Annotated in this window: 18 protein-coding genes; 16 read left to right on the forward strand and 2 right to left on the reverse strand. The window is 68.3% G+C overall.

The genetic code is table 11. The features are described 5' to 3' along the window. Positions 1–9 precede the first annotated feature (9 nt). The 14 genes from rsmH to ftsZ all read left to right on the forward strand — a co-directional run bounded on the left by rsmH (position 10) and on the right by ftsZ (position 17,524). Entirely contained in the window at positions 10–939 is a 930-nt protein-coding gene (gene rsmH / locus QYL93_RS00410; RefSeq protein ID WP_305741818.1) for a 16S rRNA (cytosine(1402)-N(4))-methyltransferase RsmH, read from the forward strand. Further along, positions 936–1,262: a cell division protein FtsL gene (gene ftsL, locus QYL93_RS00415; protein ID WP_305741819.1), complete on the forward strand. Its 327-nt coding sequence runs from the start codon at positions 936–938 to the stop codon at positions 1,260–1,262. The genes rsmH and ftsL overlap by 4 nt, the downstream gene beginning before the upstream one ends. Continuing rightward, positions 1,259–3,004 (forward strand): penicillin-binding protein 2, encoded by a 1,746-nt coding sequence (locus tag QYL93_RS00420; protein ID WP_305741820.1) that lies wholly within the window; start codon positions 1,259–1,261, stop codon positions 3,002–3,004. Before ftsL ends, QYL93_RS00420 begins: the two co-directional genes overlap by 4 nt. Beyond that, on the forward strand, positions 3,001–4,500 hold the full coding sequence (locus QYL93_RS00425; RefSeq protein ID WP_305741821.1) for a UDP-N-acetylmuramoyl-L-alanyl-D-glutamate--2,6-diaminopimelate ligase: 1,500 nt from the start codon (positions 3,001–3,003) through the stop codon (positions 4,498–4,500). The genes QYL93_RS00420 and QYL93_RS00425 overlap by 4 nt, the downstream gene beginning before the upstream one ends. Further along, a complete protein-coding gene (murF, locus tag QYL93_RS00430) occupies positions 4,491–5,930 on the forward strand; it encodes a UDP-N-acetylmuramoyl-tripeptide--D-alanyl-D-alanine ligase (RefSeq protein WP_305741822.1) in 1,440 nt (479 codons plus the stop codon). Before QYL93_RS00425 ends, murF begins: the two co-directional genes overlap by 10 nt. A gap of 48 nt (positions 5,931–5,978) precedes the next feature. After that, on the forward strand, positions 5,979–7,157 hold the full coding sequence (gene mraY / locus QYL93_RS00435; protein WP_305741823.1) for a phospho-N-acetylmuramoyl-pentapeptide-transferase: 1,179 nt from the start codon (positions 5,979–5,981) through the stop codon (positions 7,155–7,157). Positions 7,158–7,159: 2 nt separating this feature from the next. Further along, a complete protein-coding gene (gene murD, locus QYL93_RS00440) occupies positions 7,160–9,253 on the forward strand; it encodes a UDP-N-acetylmuramoyl-L-alanine--D-glutamate ligase (protein ID WP_305741824.1) in 2,094 nt (697 codons plus the stop codon). Then, a complete protein-coding gene (gene ftsW, locus QYL93_RS00445; protein WP_305741825.1) occupies positions 9,253–10,533 on the forward strand; it encodes a putative lipid II flippase FtsW in 1,281 nt (426 codons plus the stop codon). Before murD ends, ftsW begins: the two co-directional genes overlap by 1 nt. Next, positions 10,530–11,600: an undecaprenyldiphospho-muramoylpentapeptide beta-N-acetylglucosaminyltransferase gene (murG, locus tag QYL93_RS00450; protein WP_305741826.1), complete on the forward strand. Its 1,071-nt coding sequence runs from the start codon at positions 10,530–10,532 to the stop codon at positions 11,598–11,600. The genes ftsW and murG overlap by 4 nt, the downstream gene beginning before the upstream one ends. Continuing rightward, positions 11,597–13,039, forward strand: a complete 1,443-nt coding sequence (gene murC, locus QYL93_RS00455; protein WP_305741827.1) for a UDP-N-acetylmuramate--L-alanine ligase — start codon at positions 11,597–11,599, stop codon at positions 13,037–13,039. Before murG ends, murC begins: the two co-directional genes overlap by 4 nt. Further along, on the forward strand, positions 13,036–14,025 hold the full coding sequence (locus QYL93_RS00460) for a D-alanine--D-alanine ligase (protein ID WP_305741828.1): 990 nt from the start codon (positions 13,036–13,038) through the stop codon (positions 14,023–14,025). The genes murC and QYL93_RS00460 overlap by 4 nt, the downstream gene beginning before the upstream one ends. Further along, positions 14,025–14,819, forward strand: coding sequence for a cell division protein FtsQ/DivIB (locus QYL93_RS00465; protein WP_305741829.1), 795 nt, complete (start codon positions 14,025–14,027; stop codon positions 14,817–14,819). The genes QYL93_RS00460 and QYL93_RS00465 overlap by 1 nt, the downstream gene beginning before the upstream one ends. A 61-nt stretch (positions 14,820–14,880) precedes the next feature. Continuing rightward, positions 14,881–16,110: a cell division protein FtsA gene (gene ftsA, locus QYL93_RS00470; RefSeq protein ID WP_057200162.1), complete on the forward strand. Its 1,230-nt coding sequence runs from the start codon at positions 14,881–14,883 to the stop codon at positions 16,108–16,110. 154 nt (positions 16,111–16,264) lie between these two features. Continuing rightward, complete coding sequence (gene ftsZ / locus QYL93_RS00475; protein ID WP_305741830.1) at positions 16,265–17,524, forward strand: cell division protein FtsZ; 1,260 nt, start codon at positions 16,265–16,267, stop codon at positions 17,522–17,524. 183 nt (positions 17,525–17,707) lie between these two features. Here the strand turns inward: ftsZ and QYL93_RS00480 are convergent, their stop codons facing one another. Both QYL93_RS00480 and QYL93_RS00485 read right to left on the reverse strand, forming a co-directional pair. Beyond that, positions 17,708–19,561: a sensor histidine kinase gene (locus QYL93_RS00480; RefSeq protein WP_305741831.1), complete on the reverse strand. Its 1,854-nt coding sequence runs from the start codon at positions 19,559–19,561 to the stop codon at positions 17,708–17,710. Positions 19,562–19,574: 13 nt separating this feature from the next. Next, positions 19,575–20,270: a response regulator transcription factor gene (locus QYL93_RS00485; RefSeq protein ID WP_305741832.1), complete on the reverse strand. Its 696-nt coding sequence runs from the start codon at positions 20,268–20,270 to the stop codon at positions 19,575–19,577. Between the two features lie 295 nt (positions 20,271–20,565). Between QYL93_RS00485 and QYL93_RS00490 the strand changes: the two genes are divergently transcribed. Both QYL93_RS00490 and QYL93_RS00495 read left to right on the forward strand, forming a co-directional pair. After that, the gene (locus QYL93_RS00490; protein WP_305741833.1) at positions 20,566–20,928 is read left to right on the forward strand and encodes a hypothetical protein; all 363 of its coding nucleotides are present in this window, start codon (positions 20,566–20,568) and stop codon (positions 20,926–20,928) included. 60 nt (positions 20,929–20,988) lie between these two features. Next, complete coding sequence (locus QYL93_RS00495) at positions 20,989–21,813, forward strand: hypothetical protein (protein ID WP_305741834.1); 825 nt, start codon at positions 20,989–20,991, stop codon at positions 21,811–21,813. The last annotated feature ends 44 nt before the right edge of the window (positions 21,814–21,857 follow it).

Raw genomic sequence — 21,857 nt, forward strand, 5'->3', positions numbered from 1 at the left:
AGGCGCGCGGTGACCGAGGCTTTGCAACATACGACCGTCCTGCTTGAAGAAGCGGTGGACGCGCTGCTCGGCGGCGCGGGCCCCGAGCCGTCCGGCACCTTTGTGGATGCCACCTTCGGGCGCGGGGGGCACTCGCGCCGGATCCTGCTGCGGCTGGGGCCAGAGGGGCGTCTTGTGGCATTCGACAAGGACCCCGAAGCCATCGCCGAAGCAACGCGCATCAACGATGCGCGTTTTTCCATTCGGCACGAAGGATTTCGCCACCTCGGTGAACTGCCTGCGGGCAGTGCCGCAGGCGTGCTGATGGACCTGGGCGTGAGCTCGCCCCAGATCGACAGCCCCGAGCGGGGTTTCAGTTTCCGTTTCGATGGCCCGCTGGACATGCGCATGGACACCACGCGCGGCGAAAGCGTGGCCCAGTGGTTGGCAACTGCCGAGGTTCAACAGATTGCGGAGGTGATACGTGACTACGGTGAAGAACGGTTTGCTGGCCCCATTGCAAAGGCGATTGTTGCGCGGCGCGAAGAGCGGGGGCCTGTTGCAACCACCGGTGAACTGGCCAGTCTCGTGGCTGGCACGGTCAAAACCCGCGAGCAGGGCCAGAACCCTGCAACGCGCACATTTCAGGCTCTTCGGATTTTCATCAACGCCGAGCTTGAAGAGCTGCAACAGGCGCTAGAGGCCAGCCTCTCGGTGCTGCAGCCGGGCGGGCGCCTGGCGGTGATCAGCTTCCATTCGCTGGAAGACCGCATCGTCAAGCAGTTCATCGCCAAGCACTCCAAGGAGGTCTACGACCGCCGCGCGCCCTTTGCCGTGCCCCAGGCGATGAAGCTGGTGGCCCTGGACCGCATCAAGCCCAGCGCGGCCGAAGTGGCCGGCAACCCCCGTTCGCGCAGCGCCATCATGCGCGTGGCCGAGCGCACCGAGGTGCCCGCATGACCCGGTTGAATCTGGTGCTGCTGCTGGCGGTGCTGGCCAGCGCGCTGTTCCTGGTGCACACCCAGTACCAGTCGCGCCGCCTGTTCACCGAGCTCGACCGGGCCACGGCCGAGGCGCGCCGCCTGGAAACCGAGCACCAGCGCCTGCAGGTGGAAAAGCGCGCCCAGGCCACGCCGCTGCGCGTGGAAAAGCTCGCGCGCGCACAACTGCAGATGCGCACGGCCACGCCGGCCATCACCCAGTACGTGTCCGACCCGGCCGGTGTCACCGTTGCCGCTTCGCCGTCGCCGGCAACACCACCCGCCGCAGGAACGCAGCCATGAGCCGCAGCGTTCTGTACACCTCCAGCCCGCTGCTGGCCAGCAAGACGCCGGTCTGGCGCAGCAAGTTCATCGTGGCGATGATCGCGCTGGGCTTCCTGGGCCTGGGCGCGCGGGCGGCCTACGTCCAGGTGTTCGGTAACGCGTTCTTTCAGCGCCAGGGCGAGGTGCGCTTTGCCCGCACCCTGGAGATGCCGGCCAACCGCGGCAAGATCCTCGACCGCAACGGCCTGATCCTGGCCTCCAGCGTGCCGGCCGCCAGCATCTGGGCCATCCCCGAGGACGTGGAGCAGGACCAGCCCGAAGTCAAGGCCAAGATGAAGCAACTGGCCAAGCTGCTGGAGATGCCGCTGTCCGAGCTCAACGCCAAACTGGCCGATGAGGACAAGACCTTCGTCTGGATCAAACGCCAGCTCGACTGGGACGTGGGCCAGCAGATTGCCGCCCTGGGCATCAAGGGCATCTACCAGCGCAAGGAATACCGGCGCCAGTACCCCGAGGGCGAGGCTGCGGCCCACGTGGTGGGCTTCACCAACGTCGAGGACCATGGCCAGGAGGGCATGGAGCTGGCCTTCAACAAGGAGCTGGCCGGCAAGGCCGGCTCGCGCCGCGTGATCAAGGACCGCCTGGGCCGCGTGGTCGAGGGCGTGGGCGAGACCGTGCCGCCCGTGGACGGGCGCGACATGCAGCTGTCCATAGACAGCAAGGTGCAGTTCTTCGCCTACCAGAAGCTGCGCGACCAGGTCGCCCTGCACAAGGCCAAGGCTGGCAGCGTGGTGGTGCTCGACGCGCACACCGGCGAACTGCTGGCCCTGGCCAACTACCCGAGCTATGTGCCCGACAAGCGCCAGAACCTGACCGGCGAGCAGTTGCGCAACCGCGCGCTGACCGACGTCTTCGAGCCGGGCTCGACCATGAAGCCCTTTACCATCGGCCTGGCGCTCGAGAGCGGGCGCGTGCGCCCCGAGACGCCGGTGGACACGAATCCCGGGCGCATCACCATCACCGGCTCCACCATCTCGGACACGCACAACTACGGCCTGCTCACGGTCGAGGGCGTGATCCAGAAGTCGAGCAACGTAGGCACCACCAAGATCGCCATGCAGATGCCTGCGCGCGAGATGTGGGAGACCTTCTCGGCCGCGGGCTTTGGCCAGAAGCCGCAAATCACTTTTCCTGGGGTCGTCACCGGCAAGCTGCGTCCCTACAAGACCTGGCGCCCCGTGGAGCAGGCCACCATGTCCTATGGCTATGGCCTGTCGGCCAGCCTGTTCCAGATGGCGCGCTCGTACACCGTGTTTGCCAACGGCGGCAAGGTGATCCCGGCCACCATGTTCAAGACCGATGAGCCCGCCATCGGCGTGCCCGTGTTCTCCGAGCGCACGGCCGATCAGGTGCGCAAGATGCTGCAGATGGCCGCCGGACCCGGCGGCACCGGGCAGAAGGCGCAGACCCTGGGCTACTCGGTGGGCGGCAAATCCGGCACGGCGCGCAAGCAGGTGGGCAAGAACTACGCCTCCGGCAAGTACCGCGCCTGGTTCACCGGCATGGCGCCCATCGACAAGCCGCGCATCATCGTCGCGGTGATGATCGACGAGCCCAGCAACGGCGTGTTCTACGGCGGCGCCGTGGCCGCGCCGGTGTTCAGCGAGGTGGTGCAGCAGACGCTGCGCATGATGGGCGTGCAGCCCGACATGGCCGTCAAGCCCCAGATCGTGGCCAACCCCGTGGAGGAGTCCCTGTGACCCAGGTGCTGAACTCCCCCCGCGACGCCGTGCAGTGGCTGCGCGGCCGTGTCACCGGCACGCTGCAGACCGACAGCCGTCTGATCGGCCCGGGCGACGGCTTCATTGCCTGGCCCGGTGCGGCCACCGACGGGCGTGCCCATGTGGCCGATGCGCTGGTGCGCGGTGCCACGGCCTGCCTGGTGGAGCATGCGGGCGTGGAGGCGTTTGCGCTGGAGGGTGAGCACATCGCCGCCCTGCCGGGCCTCAAGGCCGCCACGGGTCCGATTGCGGCCGAGTGGTTCGACTATCCCACCAAGCGGTTGGACGTGCTCGCCGTGACGGGCACCAACGGCAAGACCAGCACCGCCTCGTGGCTGGCCGATGCGCTCAACCTGCTGGCGGGCCCGCAGGACGGCAAGGGCTGCGCCATCGTAGGCACCCTGGGGCTCGGGCGGCCACCGGCACTCACCTACACCGGCATGACCACGCCCGACCCCGTGCGCCTGCAGCGCGCCTTCGCGCAGTTCGCGGACGAGGGCCTCAGCGCCTGCGCCATCGAGGCGTCGTCCATCGGTATCGCAGAGCGGCGCCTGGATGGCACGCGCATCCGCGTGGCCGTGTTCACCAACTTCACGCAGGACCACCTGGATTACCACGGCAGCATGGCCGACTACTGGCTGGCCAAGCGCGAACTGTTCGGCTGGAGCGGTCTCCAGGCTGCGGTGCTCAACGTGGACGACCCTGCCGGTGCCCAGTTGCATGCCGAACTGGTCGGCTCGGGCCTGGACCTCTGGAGCATTGCGCTTGAGGCCGACGCGCGCCTGCGTGCCCGCGACGTCACATTGGGAGAGCAGGGCCTGCGCTTCACCGTGGTGGAGGGCGCAGAGCGGCAGGTCCTGCAGACCCGCGTGATTGGCCAGTACAACATTCTGAACCTGCTGGGTGTGTTGGCCACGCTGCGCAGCCTGGGCGTGCCCCTGGCCGATGCGGTCGATGCCTGCAGCCGCCTGCAGCCGGTGCCCGGGCGCATGCAGCGCCTGGTGGCGCCAGGGCAGCCCCTGGTGGCTGTGGACTACGCCCACACCCCCGATGCGCTGGACAAGGCGCTGCGCGCGCTGCGCCCCCTGGCGCAGGAACGCGGTGGTCAGCTGTGGTGTGTGTTCGGCTGTGGCGGCGACCGCGACGCCGGCAAGCGCCCGCTGATGGGTGCCGTGGCGCAGCAACAGGCCGACCGCGTGCTGGTGACCAGCGACAACCCGCGCAGCGAAGACCCCGCCCTGATCATCCACCAGATCCTGCAAGGCACGATCGCTGGCGCCTCGGTGCTGCCCGAGCCCGACCGCGCTGCCGCCATCGCGGCTGCCATCGGCCAGGCCGATGCCCTGGACGTGGTGCTGATCGCCGGCAAGGGACACGAAGACACCCAGGAGACGGCCGGTGTGCGCCTGCCGTTCTCCGACATGGCCCATGCGCAGGCTGCGCTGCAGGCCCGAGGAGCCCGCACATGGGCATGATGATGAACCTGCGCCAGGCGCATGCCCTCATCCACCCGCGCATCCCATCGGCGCGCCTGGTGGGCGATGGCGAAATAGCGCTGCAGCGTGTGCACACCGATACCCGCAGCCTGCAGTCCGGCGATCTGTTCGTGGCGCTCAAGGGTGAGCGCTTCGACGCCAATGCCTTCCTGGAGCAGGCTCGCACGGGCGGAGCTGCCGCTGCCATCGCGCACGGCGGCCTCGAAGCGGCCGGCCTGCCAGGCATCGAGGTGCCCGACAGCCTGGCTGCACTTGGTGCGCTTGCCACCGGCTGGCGCGCGCAGCTCGGTCTGCCGCTGATCGGTGTGACCGGCAGCAACGGCAAGACCACCGTGACGCAGATGATCGCCTCCATCCTGCGCGCCTGGCAGGGCGAGGCCGCCTTTGCTACCGAGGGCAATTTCAACAACGACATCGGCGTGCCGCTGATGCTGCTGCGCCTGTGCGAATCGCACCGCGCCGCCGTGATCGAGATGGGCATGAACCACCCCGGCGAGATCGCTGTGCTGGCCGCCATGGCCCAACCCACGGTGGCCCTGGTGAACAACGCGCAGCGCGAGCACATGGAGTTCATGCACACGGTGGAAGCCGTGGCGCGCGAGAACGGCGCGGTGTTCGCGGCGCTGCCTGCCGATGGCGTGGCGGTGTTTCCGGCTGCCGACCCGTTCACGCCGCTGTGGCGCGAACTGGCCGAATCCCGCCGCAGCCTCACTTTCGGCGAGGGCGGCGATGTGGCCTGCGCGTCTGCCGAATGGACACAGGGCGCTTGGGTTGTGCAGGTGCAGACACCGTCGGGCGCCATGGATTGCCGCCTGCAGATCGCCGGCCGCCACAACGTGACCAATGCGCTGGCGGCCACCGCCTGCGCCCTGGCCGCCGGTGCGCCGCTGGCCGCCATCGCCCGGGGGCTCGATGCCTTCGTGCCGGTCAAGGGCCGCTCGCGCGCCTTCAGCGTGCAGCACGCCGGGCGTGAGATCACCGTGGTGGACGACACTTACAACTCCAACCCCGATTCGCTGCAGGCCGCCATCTGCGTGCTGGCGGCCTTGCCCGGCCCGCACCTGCTGGTGGTGGGCGATATCGGCGAGGTGGGCGAGCAAGGTCCGCAGTTCCACACCGAGGCGGGCACCCAGGCCCGGGATGCCGGCATCGCCACCCTGTATGCGCTGGGAACGCTGTCGGCGCACACCGCGCGGGCCCATGGGGCCGCCACGCATTTCGAAGGCATGGAGCAGCTGCAGTCTGCGGTCTGCGCCGCCTTGCCCACGGTGGGCAGCGTGCTCGTCAAGGGTTCGCGGTTCATGAAGATGGAAAGGGTGGTGCAGGCCATTGCCGCCGCCACCGCCCCGCAAGCAACACAACAAGAACAACAAGGAAAGTCCGAGGGAACCCATGACGCAACGCACTGAATCGACAAGCGCTCGCCGGGCGCGTTGCCTCTTGCAGGGAGGTGCCGCATGCTGCTGATCCTGTCGCAATGGCTGCAGGGGCTGTCGCCCGAGCTCGGCTTTTTCCGCGTGTTCCAGTACCTCACCTTCCGCGCGGTGATGGCGGCGCTCACGGCGCTGCTGATCGGCCTGGTGGCCGGCCCCAAGGTGATCCGCGTGCTCACCTCGCTCAAGATCGGCCAGCCCATCCGGGGCTACGCCATGCAGTCGCACCTGTCCAAGAGCGGCACGCCGACCATGGGTGGGGTGCTTATCCTGCTGTCGATCGCGATTTCCACGATCCTGTGGTTCGACCTGTCCAACCGCTTCGTCTGGATCGTGCTCATCGTGACGCTGGGCTTTGGCGCCATCGGCTGGGTCGATGACTGGCGCAAGGTGGTCAACAAGGACCCCGAGGGCATGCGCTCGCGCGAGAAGTATTTCTGGCAGTCCGTCATCGGCCTGATCGCCGCTGTCTACCTGGTATTCAGCATCTCCGAGAGCTCCAACGCCAAGGTCTTCGAGCTGTTCATGACCTGGGTGCGGTCTGGCTTCTCGCTGGACCTGCCGCCCAAGGCCGGGCTGCAACTGCCTTTCTTCAAGGAAGTGAGCTACCCGCTGGGCGTGCTCGGCTTCGTGATCCTGACCTACCTGGTGATCGTGGGTTCGAGCAATGCCGTGAACCTGACCGACGGCCTGGACGGGCTGGCCATCATGCCGGTGGTGATGGTGGGCTCGGCCCTCGGTGTGTTCGCCTATGTCACGGGCAGCTCGGTCTATTCCAAGTACCTGTTCTTCCCGAACATCCCGGGGGCCGGTGAATTGCTGATCTTCTGCGCTGCCATGGCCGGTGCCGGCCTGGCCTTCCTGTGGTTCAACGCCCATCCTGCGCAGGTGTTCATGGGCGACGTGGGCGCGCTGGCGCTGGGCGCGGCGCTGGGCACCATCGCCGTCATCGTGCGCCAGGAGATCGTGCTGGCCATCATGGGCGGCATCTTCGTGGTCGAGGCCCTGTCGGTGATGTTGCAGGTGGTCTGGTTCAAGTACACCAAGAAGCGCTACGGCGAAGGCCGCCGCCTGCTCAAGATGGCGCCCCTGCACCACCACTTCGAGAAGAGCGGCTGGAAGGAGACCCAGGTGGTCGTGCGCTTCTGGATCATCACCATGCTGCTGTGCCTGATCGGCCTGTCCACGCTCAAGCTGCGCTGACCATGACGACCACGCCCCACGATCCCCACGCCAGCGGCATCGAGCGCGGTGATCACCTGCCTTCGTCGGTAGGCGATCACCTGCCTGTGCCGGCCGGTGCGCAGGCTGAGCACGTGCCCGGGGTGGTGCCGGAGGCCGATGCGCAGGAAGAGGGCGTGGACGTGACCGGGGCCGAATCCACGGCTTCGCCCGACGACGCACCCGTAGAAGAGGTCCACGGCGGAGAGCCGGCAGCTGAGCTGACGCCCACGCCGCCGGTCACCGCCCACGCCGCCGATGGCTATGTGGCCCCCGCCATTTCTGCCGCCAAGGCGGCCGCTGATTTCGTGGCACAGATCTTTGCCGAGGTGAATGCGCCAGACACGACAGAGCCATCGCCGCTGTTGGCCGTGCCCGTGGACGCGCCCGATGGCGAGGCCGAGCCAGCGGAACCCCTGGGCCGGCCGGGTGAGGGCATGCTGCCTTTTGAGGGCAAGCACTTCCTGGTGCTGGGCCTGGGTGCCTCGGGACTGGCCATGGCACGCTGGTGCGTGCGCTGCGGCGCCACCGTCACCGTGGCCGATACCCGCGCCGCGCCGCCTCAACTGTCGTTGCTGCAGCAGGAACTGCCTGGCGTGCTTTTCGTGGCCGGCCCGTTCGAGGCCAGTCTGGTCGAAGGCGGCGCTGGCGTGCACGCCGTCTACCGCTCGCCCGGCCTGAGCCCGGCCACCGTGGCGCCTGTCTGGTCGGCGGCGCAGGCCATCGGCCTGGTCACGGGCGGCGAGTTGGGCCTGTATGCTGCGGCGCTGCAGTACCTGCGCACCTCGCACGGCTATGCGCCGGCGGTGCTGGCCATCACCGGCACCAATGGCAAGACCACCGTCACCTCGCTCACCGGGCAACTGGTGGAACGCGCAGGCAAGACCGTGGCCGTGGCCGGCAACATCGGCCCCACGCTGCTCGACACCCTGGCCGGGCACATCGACGCCGATACCCTGCCCGAAGTCTGGGTGCTGGAGCTTTCGAGCTTCCAGCTCGATGGCGCCACGGGCTTCGAGCCCACGGCCGCCACCGTGCTCAACATCACGCAGGACCACCTGGACTGGCATGGCGACATTGCCGCCTACGCCGGTGCCAAGGCGCGCATCTTCGGCGACACGGCCCTGATGGTGCTCAACCGCGACGACCCCACCGTCATGGAGATGCTGGGCACTGCGTCCGCCGCTGCGGCCCAGGCAGCGCAGGCTGCTGCACTGGCAGCATCCGGCAAGCCCGCCCCGACCTCGCGCAGCAAGCAGCCTGCGAAGGTGCCGCTGCGCGAGCACCTGAGCTTCGGCATCGACATGCCCCGGCGTCCGGGCGACTTCGGCATGGAGATCGTGGGCGGTATGCCCTGGCTGGTGCGTGCCCTGGAGGCCGACGAAACGCGCAAGCGCAGCACGCGCCGCCGTGCCGTGGTGCCGGCACAGGGCGATGCAGCGGCCGCCGCTGTTGCGATGGATGAGGAAGATCTGCACATCCAGCGCCTGATGCCCGCCGACGCACTGCGCATCCGCGGGCGCCACAACGCATCCAACGCGCTGGCGGCGCTGGCGCTCGCATCGTCGGCAGGCTGCACGCTGTCGGCCATGCTGTTCGGCCTGCGCGAGTACCGGGGCGAGCCGCACCGCGTCGAGCCCGTGGCCTTGATCGACGGTGTGGAGTATTTCGACGACAGCAAGGGCACCAACGTGGGTGCCACTGTGGCCGCGCTCAACGGCCTGGGGGCCGACCGGCGCATCGTGCTGATCCTGGGCGGCGACGGCAAGGGCCAGGATTTCGCGCCCCTGGCGACGCCCGTGGCGCGCTATGCCCGCGCCGTGGTGCTCATCGGGCGCGATGCGCCGCTGATCCGCACGGCCCTGCAGGAGGCCGGCGTGCCGCTGCTGGATGCGGCCACGCTGCCCGAGGCCGTACACCAGGCCGCGCAGCGCGCGCGTTCGGGCGATGCGGTGCTGATGTCGCCCGCCTGCGCAAGCTTCGATATGTTCACCGGCTACGAACACCGCGCACGCGTGTTCTGCGACACGGTGCTGACCATGGCGCAGGACGCCGGCCAATCCCTGGAGGGCATGTGATGGCTGCAAGCAGCGCCAGCGCCCCCATCAGCTTCCCGCAACGCCTGGCCGGCTGGCTCGGCCGCCTCACCGGCAAGGCCGGCGAGGTGCTGCCCGTGCGCGTGGGTGGCACCGAATACCGCCAGTCGACCACCACGCCCGCGAGCGTGCTGGGCTTTGACCAGGCCCTGTTGTGGGTGGTGGTGGCACTGCTCGCCTGGGGGCTGGTGATGGTGTATTCGGCATCGATTGCCATGCCGGACAACCCGCGCTTCGCCAACTACGCGCCCACGCACTTCCTCACCCGCCACATGATGTACCTCGTGGTGGGTTTCGTCGCGGCCCTGCTGACCTTCCAGGTGCCCATGAAGCTCTGGGAGCGCGCGGCGCCCTGGCTCTTCGTGGCGGCGCTGCTGCTGCTGGTGGCCGTGCTGATCCCGGGCGTGGGCAAGGTGGTCAACGGGGCCCGGCGCTGGCTGTCCATCGGGCCGGTGGGCTTTCAGCCGTCCGAGGTGGCCAAGTTCGCCGTGCTCATCTATGCCGCCGACTACATGGTGCGCAAGATGGAGGTCAAGGAGCGCTTCTTTCGCGCCGTGCTGCCCATGGGGGCGGCCGTGGCCATCGTCGGTGTGCTGCTGCTGGCCGAGCCGGACATGGGTGCCTTCATGGTGGTGGCCGTGATCGCCATGGGCATCCTGTTCCTGGGCGGCGTCAACGCACGCATGTTCTTCCTGATTGCGGCCGTGCTGGTGGGCGCCTTCGCCCTGATGATCGCCAGCTCGCCCTGGCGCCGCGAGCGGGTGTTCGCCTACCTCGACCCCTTCAGCGAACAGCATGCGCTGGGCAAGGGTTACCAGCTGTCGCACTCGCTGATCGCCATCGGGCGCGGCGAAATCTTCGGCGTAGGCCTGGGCGGCAGCGTCGAGAAGCTGCACTGGCTGCCCGAGGCGCACACCGACTTCCTGCTGGCCGTGATTGGCGAGGAATTCGGCCTGGTAGGCGTGCTGGTGCTCATCGTGCTGTTCCTGTGGATGACGCGCCGCATCATGCACATCGGGCGCCAGGCGATCGCGCTGGACCGCGTTTTTGCCGGCCTGGTTGCCCAGGGCGTGGCGATCTGGATCGGCTTCCAGGCCTTCATCAACATGGGCGTGAACCTGGGGGCGCTGCCCACCAAGGGGCTCACCCTGCCGCTGATGAGTTTTGGCGGCTCGGCCATCCTGATGAACCTGGTGGCGATTGCGGTGGTGTTGAGAGTCGACTATGAGAATAAACACATGATGAGGGGGGGGCGGATATGAGTGCCCCCAAGACCGCCCTCATCATGGCCGGTGGCACCGGCGGCCACATCTTCCCCGGCCTGGCCGTGGCCGAGGAACTGCGTGCGCGCGGCTGGCGCGTGCACTGGCTGGGCGCGCCCGGCAGCATGGAGTCGCGCATCGTGCCCGCGCAGGGCTTTGCGCTGGAGACCATCGACTTTTCGGGCGTGCGGGGCAAGGGCCTGGTCACGCTTGCCTTGCTGCCGCTGCGTTTGCTGCGCGCCTTCTGGCAGGCGCTGCAGGTGGTGCGCCGCGTGAAGCCCGACGTGGTGGTGGGCCTGGGGGGCTACATCACCTTTCCGGGCGGCATGATAGCCGTGCTCTGCGGCAAGCCGCTGGTGCTGCACGAGCAGAATTCCGTGGCCGGCATGGCCAACAAGGTGCTGGCTGGCGTGGCCGACCGCGTGTTTACCGCCTTCCCGCATGTTTTCAAGAAGGGCCAGTGGGTGGGCAACCCGCTGCGCGCCCCGTTCACCCGCCAGAGCGAGCCGGCCGAGCGGTTTGCCGACCGCAGCGGCCCGCTGCGCCTCTTGGTGGTAGGGGGCAGCCTGGGCGCACGTGCGCTCAACGAGATCGTGCCGCAGGCGCTGGCCCTCATCCCGGCCGAGAACCGGCCCGTGGTGACGCACCAGAGCGGCGCCACCCAGATCGACGCGCTGCGCGCCAACTATGCCGCCGCAGGCGTCGAGGCCGAACTGACACCCTTCATCGACGACACCGCCAGCGCGTTTGCGCAGGCCGACATCATCGTCTGCCGCGCGGGCGCCAGCACCGTGACCGAGATCGCCGCCGTGGGCGCCGCCGCCCTGTTCGTGCCTTTCCCCTCGGCGGTGGACGACCACCAGACTACCAACGCCCGTTTCCTCGTGGATGCCGGGGGCGGCTGGCTGGTGCCGCAGCGCGAGCTCACGGCCCAGGGCCTGGCGGCGGTGCTGCGCAACACAGAGCGCCCGGAGCTGCTGCGCCGGGCCACAGAAGCCAAGAAGATGCAAAAAACCAACGCCACCCATGAGGTGGTGACTGCCTGCGAGGAGCTTGCAACACCATGAAGCACGCCATTCGCCATATCCATTTCGTAGGCCTGGGGGGCGCCGGCATGAGCGGCATCGCCGAGGTGCTGTTCAACCTGGGCTACCGCATCTCCGGTTCGGACCTGGCCGACAGCGCAACCTTGCGCCGCTTGCAGGGCCTGGGCATCAAGACCTGCCTGGGCCACGCGGCCGCGCACATCGATGGTGCCGACGCCGTGGTCACTTCCACCGCCGTCACGGCCGACAACCCCGAGGTGCTGGCCGCGCGCGACAAGCGCATCCCCGTGGTGCCGCGCGCGCTGATGCTGGCCGAGCTGATGCGCCTCAAGCAGGGCATCGCCATTGCCGGCACGCACGGCAAGACCACCACCACCAGCCTGGTCACCAGCGTGCTGGCCGAGGCGGGGCTGGACCCCACCTTCGTGATCGGCGGGCGCCTGAACAGCGCTGGTGCCAACGCCAAGCTGGGCAGCGGCGACTACATCGTGGTCGAGGCCGACGAGTCCGATGCCTCGTTCCTGAACCTGCTGCCCGTGATGGCGGTGGTGACCAACATCGATGCCGACCACATGGAGACCTACGGGCACGACTTCGGCCGGCTCAAGGGGGCCTTCGTCGACTTCCTGCACCGCATGCCGTTCTACGGCACGGCCATCCTGTGTGTGGACAGCCCGGCCGTGCGCGACATCCTGCAGAGCGTGACCTGCCCGATCACGAGCTACGGCTTTTCCGAAGATGCCCAGGTGCGTGCCATCGATGTGCGTGCCGAGGCCGGCCAGATGCGCTTCACCGTGCAGCGGCGCAACGGCGTCACCCTGCCCGACATGGAGATCGTGCTCAACCTCGCGGGCGAGCACAACGTGCTCAACGCGCTCTCGGCGATTGCCGTGGCGGTGGAGCTCAATATCCCCGACGAGGCCGTGCAGCGTGCGCTCGCCGGCTTCAAGGGCGTGGGCCGGCGTTTCCAGAGCTATGGCGACCTGCCCGCCAGGGACGGCGGCAGCTTCACCGTCATCGACGACTACGGCCACCACCCGGTGGAGATGGCAGCCACGCTGGCGGCAGCGCGTGGCGCCTTCCCCGGGCGGCGCCTGGTGCTGGCCTTCCAGCCGCACCGCTACAGCCGTACGCGCGACTGCTTCGAGGACTTCGTGAAGGTCATCGGCAACGCCGACGCCGTGCTGCTCACCGAGGTCTACGCCGCTGGCGAAGCCCCCGTGGTGGCGGCCGATGGCCGCTCGCTGGCACGCGCGCTGCGTGTGGCCGGCCGTGTGGAGCCGGTCTTCGTGGACGACGTGGCCGAGCTGCCGCAGGCCATTGCCGACAACGCGCGCAACGGCGACGTGGTGATGTGCATGGGCGCAGGCTCCATCGGTGCCGTGCCGGCCAAGGTGGTCGACATGCTGCAGAACAACAACCAATCCAAGCACAAGGCGCTGGCGGGGAGCGCGACATGACCATGACGACGAAACTGGGTTCCAACGTGGATGTGAAGGCACTGGGCAAGGTCGCCGTGCTGATGGGTGGCGCGTCTGCCGAGCGCGAGGTGTCGCTGATGTCCGGCACCGGCGTGCTGCAGGCGCTGCGCTCGCGTGGGGTGGACGCGCATGCCTTCGATCCCTCGCAGAACGACCTGGGCGAGTTGCGCCGAGACGGCTATGCGCGCTGCTTCATCGCGCTGCATGGGCGCCATGGCGAGGACGGCACCGTGCAGGGCGCGCTGGAGTTGCTGCGTATCCCTTACACCGGCCCGGGCGTGATGGCCTCGAGCATCGCGGTGGACAAGATCATGACCAAGCGCATCTGGCGCGCCGAAGGCCTGCCCACGCCCGACTGGCGCCTGGTGGGCAGCGTGGCCGAGACCACGGACGCTCTGGCGGCGCTGGGCGCCCCGATGATCGTCAAGCCCTCGCGCGAGGGCTCCACCATCGGGCTGACCAAGGTCACCTCGCCTGAGCAGTGTGCACAGGCCTATGCCCTGGCTTCGCGCTACGACCCCGAGGTGCTGTGCGAGCAGTTCATCGAGGGCGAGGAAACCACCTGCCCGATCCTGGGCGAGGGTGCTAGCGCGTATGCGCTGCCGGTGATCCGCATCGTGGCGCCCGAGGGCAACTACGACTACCAGAACAAGTATTTCACCGACGTCACCCAGTACCACTGCCCGAGCGGCCTGCCCGAGGCCGAGGAGTGCGAGATCCAGCGCCTGGTGGTGGCAGCATTCCGCTCGCTGGGCTGCCGCGGCTGGGCGCGTGCGGACATCATGATCCGCGCCAGCGACCGCCAGCCCTTCCTGCTGGAGATCAACACCTCTCCCGGCATGACCGGGCACTCGCTCGTGCCCATGTCGGCACGCGCATCGGGCATCAGCTACGAAGACCTGTGCGTGGGGGTGCTGGCCACGGCCACCATGGACACGCCTGCCGGAAGCACCCTGGGAACCTGATGAACAACACGCTGCCCGCACCGCTGGACGTCAAGCTCATGAACATGACCGCATCGGTCCTGTTCGTGGGCTGCGCCATGCTCGTGCTGGCAGCGGGTGCCTGGTGGGTGCTGCGCTACCCGGGCTTTGCCATCGCGCGCATCGTCGTGCAGGGCGAGTTGGTGCACAACAACGCCGTCACCCTGCGCGCGAATGTGGCGCCGCACCTGGTGGGCAACTTTTTCACGGTGGACCTGCGCAAGGCGCGCGAGGCCTTCGAGCAGGTGCCCTGGGTGCGCAAGGCGTCGGTACGGCGCGAGTTTCCGGGCAGCCTGCATGTGGTGCTCGAAGAGCACGACGCCGTGGCGTACTGGGGGCCCGAGTCGGGCTCGGCCATGGTCAATACGCAGGGCGAGGTGTTCGAGGCCAATGTCGGCGACGTGGACCAGGACGGCCTGCCGCGCCTGCAGGGGCCGGGCGGCAGTTCGGGCGAGGTGCTGCAGATGTACGGCCTGCTGCAGCCGGTGTTCGAACCGCTGGGCATGGACGTGGAAGAGCTGGCATTGACCGGCCGGGGCGGCTGGCGCGCCACGCTGGACACCGGGGCGGTGGTGGAGCTGGGAGGCGGCACACCGCAAGAGGTGGTGGCCCGCGCCAAGCGCTTTGCGCGCACGCTGACCCAGGTGGCGGCCCAGTACAAGCGCCGGGTGGACGCGCTCGAATCGGCGGACCTGCGGCACGCGGGGGGGTATGCGCTGCGCCTCAAGGGCGTGACCACCACAGAGGCGGCCGCAGTTGCCGCCCCCCGGAGGTAGCCACCATGCATGAACGAACCCGCAGCCGGCGCAACAGAACAACGAAGGGCAGTGACTGAATATGGCTAGAGAATACAAAGACGTGGTGGTCGGCCTGGACATCGGCACAGCCAAGATCATGGCGGTGGTTGCCGAAGTCCTGCCCAATGGCGAGCTCAAGCTCGCGGGCCTGGGCGTGGCCCCGAGCAATGGCCTGAAGCGTGGCGTGGTGGTCAATATCGACGCCACGGTGCAGAGCATCCAGCAGGCGCTCAAGGAGGCCGAGCTGATGGCCGACTGCAAGATCCAGCGCGTGTACACCGGCATCACGGGCAGCCACATCCGCGGCCTCAATTCCAGCGGCATGGTGGCCGTCAAGGACAAGGAAGTCACCTCGGCCGACGTGGCCCGCGTGGTGGAGACGGCCAAGGCCATCAACATCTCGTCCGACCAGCGCTTGCTGCTGGTGGAGCCGCAGGAGTTCGTGATCGACGGGCAGGATGTGAAAGAGCCCATCGGGATGAGCGGCATCCGCCTGGAGGCCAAGATCCACATCGTGACCGGTGCCCAGAGCGCGGCCGAGAACATCATCAAGTGCGTGCGCCGCTGCGGGCTGGAGGTCGAGCAACTGCTGCTCAACCCGCTCGCATCGAGCCAGGCCGTGCTGACCGACGACGAGCGCGAGCTCGGCGTGGTGGTGGTCGACATCGGCGCCGGCACGACCGACGTAGCCATCTTCACCGGAGGCGCCATCCGCCACACTGCGGTGATCCCGATCGCAGGCGACCTGATCACCAGCGACATCGCCATGGCACTGCGCACGCCAACGAAGGACGCCGAGGACATCAAGGTCGAGAGCGGCTACGCCAAGCAGCTGCTGGCCGACCCCGAGAGCCAGGTGGAAGTGCCGGGCCTCGGTGACCGCAGCCCCCGCATGCTGAGCAAGCAGGCCCTGGCCGGCGTGATCGAGCCGCGGGTGGAAGAGATCTTCTCGCTGGTGCAGCAGGTGATCCGCGAGTCGGGCTATGAAGAAGTGCTGTCCTCGGGCATCGTGCTCACGGGCGGCAGTGCCGTCATGCCCGGCATGATCGAGCTGGGCGAGGACATCTTCCTCAAGCCTGTGCGCCGCGGCATCCCCAAGTATTCGAGTGCCCTGTCGGACATGGTGGCCCAGCCCCGTGCCTCCACCGTCATGGGCCTGCTCGAAGAGGCGCGCCTGGCGCGCCTGCGCGGCTTCAAGGTGGCCCAGAAGAGCGGCTCCATGAAGACCGCATTTGGCCGGTTCAAGGACTTCATCGTGGGGAACTTCTGATGACCATGAACCAATGCCACCGATTTGCGCGCGCAGGCCCCCGATTGTCCGGCGGGCGATGGCGATGTACAGGACCGCCATGCCGCCCGCGCCACCAGACAACACCGAACCCCATTTTGCAATTGCGTACGAAGACAGAACCAGGAGCTCCAACATGTCCATCGAAATGATCGAAGCCGAAACATTCAACCAGGGCACGCAGATCAAGGTGATCGGCGTGGGCGGCGGCGGCAGCAACGCCGTCGAACACATGATCGCCCGCAGTGTGCAGGGCGTGGAATTCGTCTGTGCCAATACCGATGCGCAGGCCCTCACGCGTAGCTCCGCCCACAGCGTGATCCAGCTCGGTGCCAGCGGCCTGGGAGCCGGCAGCAAGCCCGACAAGGGCCGTGATGCAGCCGAGGCCGCAGCCGAGGACATCCGCGCGGCCATCGACGGCGCGCACATGCTGTTCATCACCGCCGGCATGGGCGGCGGCACTGGCACGGGCGCAGCGCCCGTGATCGCGCGCATCGCCAAGGAAATGGGCATCCTCACCGTGGGCGTGGTCACCAAGCCCTTCGACTGGGAGGGCGGGCGACGCATGACCAACGCCGACAACGGCCTGGCCGAACTCGAAGCCAACGTCGATTCGCTGATCGTCGTACTCAATGAGAAGCTGCTGGAAGTGCTGGGCGACGACATCACCCAGGACGAAGCCTTCGCGCACGCCAACGACGTGCTCAAGAACGCCGTGGGCGGCATTGCCGAAATCATCAACGAGTACGGCCAGGTGAACGTCGACTTCGAAGACGTGCGCACCGTGATGGGCGAGCCCGGCAAGGCCATGATGGGCACGGCCACGGCCAGCGGCCCCGACCGCGCCCGTATCGCAGCCGAGCAGGCCATCGCCTGCCCGCTGCTCGAAGGCATCGACCTGTCGGGCGCCAAGGGCGTGCTGGTGCTGGTCACGGCCAGCAAGGGCAGCCTCAAGCTGTCCGAGTCGCGCCTGGCGATGAACACCATCAACGCCTACGCGTCCAAGGATGCGCACGTGATCTTCGGTGCCGCCTACGACGACACCCTGGGCGACGAGATCCGCGTGACCGTGGTCGCCACCGGCCTGTCGCGCCAGAACGCCCGCCGCCAGCCCATCTCGGTGGTGCAGGGCGGCCTGCGCACCGGCACCGACAACATGGCCTACCAGATCCCCGTGGCAGGCGTTGCCGGTGCGATTGGCAGTGCCATGGGCGTGCCCTCGGGCCAGACCGGCCATGGCGGCGGCGGCAGCTCGCAGGCCGACTACGGCAGCATGTCGGTGCCCAGCGTGTGGCGCACCAACCGCACGCAGGCAGCCGCCCGCGTGGACGCGCTGTCCTCGGGCGGCATGGACGACCTGGAAATCCCGGCCTTCCTGCGCAAGCAAGCCGATTGATACGGATTTGCATTTGATCGTATAGCTAGGCGGGAAGCCGCAGACAGTGCTGTAGCACGGCAAGGCGAACCAACAAAGCTAGACGGTCAAAGGCGAATCCGCATGATGGAGTACCGGGCCGCCAAGCCCGGATTCTTCAGGGGCCTTCGGGCCCCTTTTTCATGGCCGATCTCCCGGGAGATATCAGGCTGCCGCGAGGGCAGGTGCATCCAGCGGCAATGACAGGCACACCGTGGTGCCACCGCTGTCTTCAAGGCGCAGCTCCAGCGCCGCGCCGATCAGCCCCGCCCGCTCGTGCATGGTGCGCAGGCCATTGCCGCAGGCGCCGTCCTGCCTGCCCACGCCATCGTCGCGCAGGTGGATGGTGATGGCCTGGCCGTCGGCGCGGGCGGTCAGTGCCAGCTGCCGCGCGCGGGCGTGCTGCAGCACGTTGGAGATGGCCTCGAACACGATGTACTGCAGGTGGCGCATGGCCTCCTCGCTGCTGCCGGGCCACAGGGGCAGCAGCGCCACGTCCCACATCAGCTCCAGACCCGAATCGCGGATGCGCTGCTCCAGGCGGAAACGCAGGCTTGCCAGCAGTGCGTTGATGTCGCCGTTCGGCAAGGACATCGCGTCCACCGACAGGCGCAGCTGGTCCAGCGACTCGCGCAGCGTCTGCATCACCTCGGCCTGCGATGCCACCCCGCCTTCGAGCTGGCGCATGGCCGTGATCAGGTGGGCGCCCGCGCCATCGTGCATGTCGCGCAGGATGCGTGCGCGTTCTTCGGATTTGGCGCTGATGCGCTCAAGCTTGCGCAGCGCCTGGTGCTGCTCGGCCAGCTTCTCCTCGCGCTGCAGAACGCGCTGCTCCAGCGACGCCGTGAGGTCGATCAGCGCATTGCGCGCCTGCTGAAAGCGTTGCCCCACGATGGCCAGCACGGCCACGCCAGCGAAGGCGGCTGCCCATTGCGTCCAGCCGCCATCCATGTACTGCGCAGGCGCCAGGCGTGCCGCCGCGATATCGCGTACCAGGGCCGCCCAGCAGACACCGAGGGCCACCAGCATCCACAGCCGCGGGCTGTCGCGGGTGTGCCTGCACTCCCAGCCCAGGCGCAGGATCAGTGCCGCCCAGGCCACGACCAGCACCACGGTCCAGCCCAGCACCCAGTCGGCGCCGCCTGCCACGGCAAAGGGGCACAGCACGAAGATCGCTGACGCGACATACAGCTCTGCCCGTGGCCGGGGCCCCCACACGGTGCGCGTGAGCCAGTAGGTGGCAAGGCAGCCGGCCCAGAACAGGCCCTGCACGGCCTGGAACCAGGCGGGCCAGGCCAGAAAGATCTCCTCCAGCCAGGCTGCGGTGATGCGGCAGGCCCATGCAAGCTCGCACAGCGCCGCAAACGCATACAGCGCTTGGCGCTGCTGCCACCACAGCAGCAGGCAGAAGATGCCCACCACCAGGCTGAACAGCGAGACCGCGCGCGGCAGCGTCACGCGCTGCCACTCCAGCGCGTGCCAGCTGCCCTGCAGCGCCGCCTCGGGTCCGAACTGCACGGGTGAGATGCCGGCGCGCCGCAGGTAGTCCGCGCGGATGTGGATCTCCAGCACGTTGTGCGCCTGCAGCAGCGTGCCCGGCAGCCGGATCCACAGCGGGCGCCGACCGGTCCAGCCGTCGTTGGGCAGCAGCAGTTCTCCGCCGGTGGCCAGTTCCATCCCGTTGAGCGAGATGCGGTAGGCATTGCCCAGCCGGGGAATCAGCAGGGCCTGGGGCTGCAGCCGCTGGGCATCCATGGCGTCGAAGCGCAGCGTGGCAGTGGCCCAGCCGGCCTTGCGCCGGTGCAGCACGTCCCAGTGCAGCGGAAGTGTGTGGGCCGTCGTGGTCTGGGCGGCGCTCTGGCGCAGGCGCACCGTCAGTTCGGCGTCGCGCAGCACCTGCACGCCCGGGGGCGGGGCGGCGTCCTGCGCCAGCGCCGGCAGAACCTGCATGCTCCAAAGGACCAGGCCGCACAGCAGGTGGCCGATGAACGACGCGGGCAGGCCGAGGGTGCGCTGCATGGCCGGTGAACTGTCAGGGAGCGCGACGGTGGCGGTCCAGCAGGCCCATGCGGCTGGCCTCGAAGACCGCTTCGCCACGCGAGTGCACGGCCAGCTTGCTGTACAGGTTCTTGATGTGGCTTTGCACCGTGTGCTTGGAAATGTCCTGCAGGCGCGCGATCTCGGCGTACGAGTAGCCGCGCGCGATCAGCTCCAGCACGTCCGACTCGCGCGGCGTGAGTTCCAGGCTGGGCAACGCCGGGTCAACAGGCTGGGGCTGAGGCTCCTCGCGCGCGCCCCGCTGGCGCAGCCGGGCCAGCAGCTTGCGCGCGATCATGGGCGAGATGGGCGACTCGCCGTGCTTCACGCCGACGATGATCCGGCCCACGTCCGCGGGTGTGGAGTCCTTCTGGATATAGCCCACGGCACCGGCTTCCACGCAGGCGATCACGGTGTCCTCGTCGCCGAAGACCGACACCACCAGCACCTCGCATGCCGGCTGCGTGCGCACCACATGCTGCAGCAGCGCCAGGCCATGGCCATCGGGCAACGCCAGATCGGTCAGCAGCACGTCGGCAGGGTGCTCGTCCAGCCAGCGGCGCGCAGGCGCCAGCATGCCAAAGGAAGCGGCCAGCTCCAGATCGGGGTGGGCGGTGACGCAGCCTTCGAAGAATCTGCGCATCTCGGCATCGTCCTCTATCAGTGCGACGCGCCAGCGGGGTGTGCTCATGAGTGGCAGGGTAGGGAGGTCGGTGGGGGTGCGTCGCGCCATCTTAGCGCCCGCCTGCGCTGCGTCATCCCATCTTCGCGGCGGCGCCCCTCCCATGTTCATGGGGTGCGGGCAAAGCGCGCGGAACCTACGATTTTCCCGGTGCTGCAGGAGCCACAGGGCCTCGGCATGGGTGCAGGTCGAGATCACGAAAAAGTTTTCTGCCCCCTGCATCCAAACGCTGCACCGCGCCGTTCCACAAGCAGGACGCCATGTGGCGCTCTTCAACCGGACCTACCGAGATACAGGAACCAACATGAAACAGCTCAAGTACTTCGCACCCGCACTGCTCCTGGGCCTGGCCACGCTGACCGCGCAGGCGCAGCCCGTCTTTCAGCAGGGCGTGCTTACCGATGCCGCCGGCCGCACGGTCTACACCTTCGACAAGGACGCTGCTGGCAAAAGCAACTGCAGCGGCGGCTGCGTGGCCGCATGGCCGGCCTTTGCAGCCAAGGCCGGTGCCAAGGCCGAGGGCGACTTCGGCGTCATCGAGGCCGGTGGTGCGCGCCAGTGGAGCTTCAAGGGCAAGCCCCTTTACTACTACGCCAGCGATGCCAAGGCCGGCGACCGCCTGGGCGACGGCATGGGCGGCGCATGGCACGTGGTGCCCAAGCCCTGACCTGTTGCCACCCAACGCCTTTCACCGATTGCATTCCCCCATTTCCCGAAGGACACCACCATGAAGTTCTCTTCCATCGCCATCGCCTGCCTCACCCTGGCCGGTGCCGCCGTTTCCACCTCCGCCTGGGCCGACAAGGCCTCGCTGCTGCGCGCCACCGGCAACGTGCCCGAGCGCGCTGAATGCCCCGCCAACACCGAGGTCAACCGCGCCGGCGGCGTGCTCAAGTGCAGCGTCACCCTGGTGTTCGAGCGCGGCTCGATCTGCCCGCCTGCCAACAAACCCAACTACGTGACCATCCAGATGGCGGGCGCCGACAAATGCCTGCCCGCCGTGACGGGTGACGTGGTCAGCGTGCCGTCGGCCATGAACCCGGTGGCCGGGCCCCCCAAGCTCAAGGGCCAGTCGGGTCTGCCGGGCGACATCATGGGTTACCTGACTGCCGTCGGCCCGGCCGCGCTGCTCGGGCCTGACGAAGGGCGCTACCAGCGCGTCGTCAACCCCGGCGGCGCCGACAAGTTCGTGGCCGAGAAGATCGTTCACCTGTGGCCCGCCAGCTACCCGGTGCACTACACCCTGGGCAAGAACCCGGCCAACGGCGTCAGCTGCCCCAATGGCTACAACGACGTCACCGGCCGCAGCCAGGACAGCCTGGGCTGCGAAAAGATCGAGAAGAAAAGGCCCATGTGCCAGAACGTCAACGGCATTGGCTGGCGCCTGGAGGTCAAGCGCGGTGAAGACCGCTGCCAGGGCCCCACCGAAGGCCCGACCAAGCCCGATGGCGAGCATGCCGGCCCAGGCAATGACTGGGACTTGGACACCGACGCCGTCGGCAACGAGGACCGCTGGGTGCGCGTGTCCTACACCCGCCCCGTAGGCCGCTGACTTTCCGCACCAGCCCGCGCTGTGCGTGCACCGGCTTGGGTGCG

Origin of the sequence: Acidovorax sp. A1169, from assembly GCF_030704685.1 — a bacterium.
Lineage (GTDB): Bacteria > Pseudomonadota > Gammaproteobacteria > Burkholderiales > Burkholderiaceae_C > Acidovorax.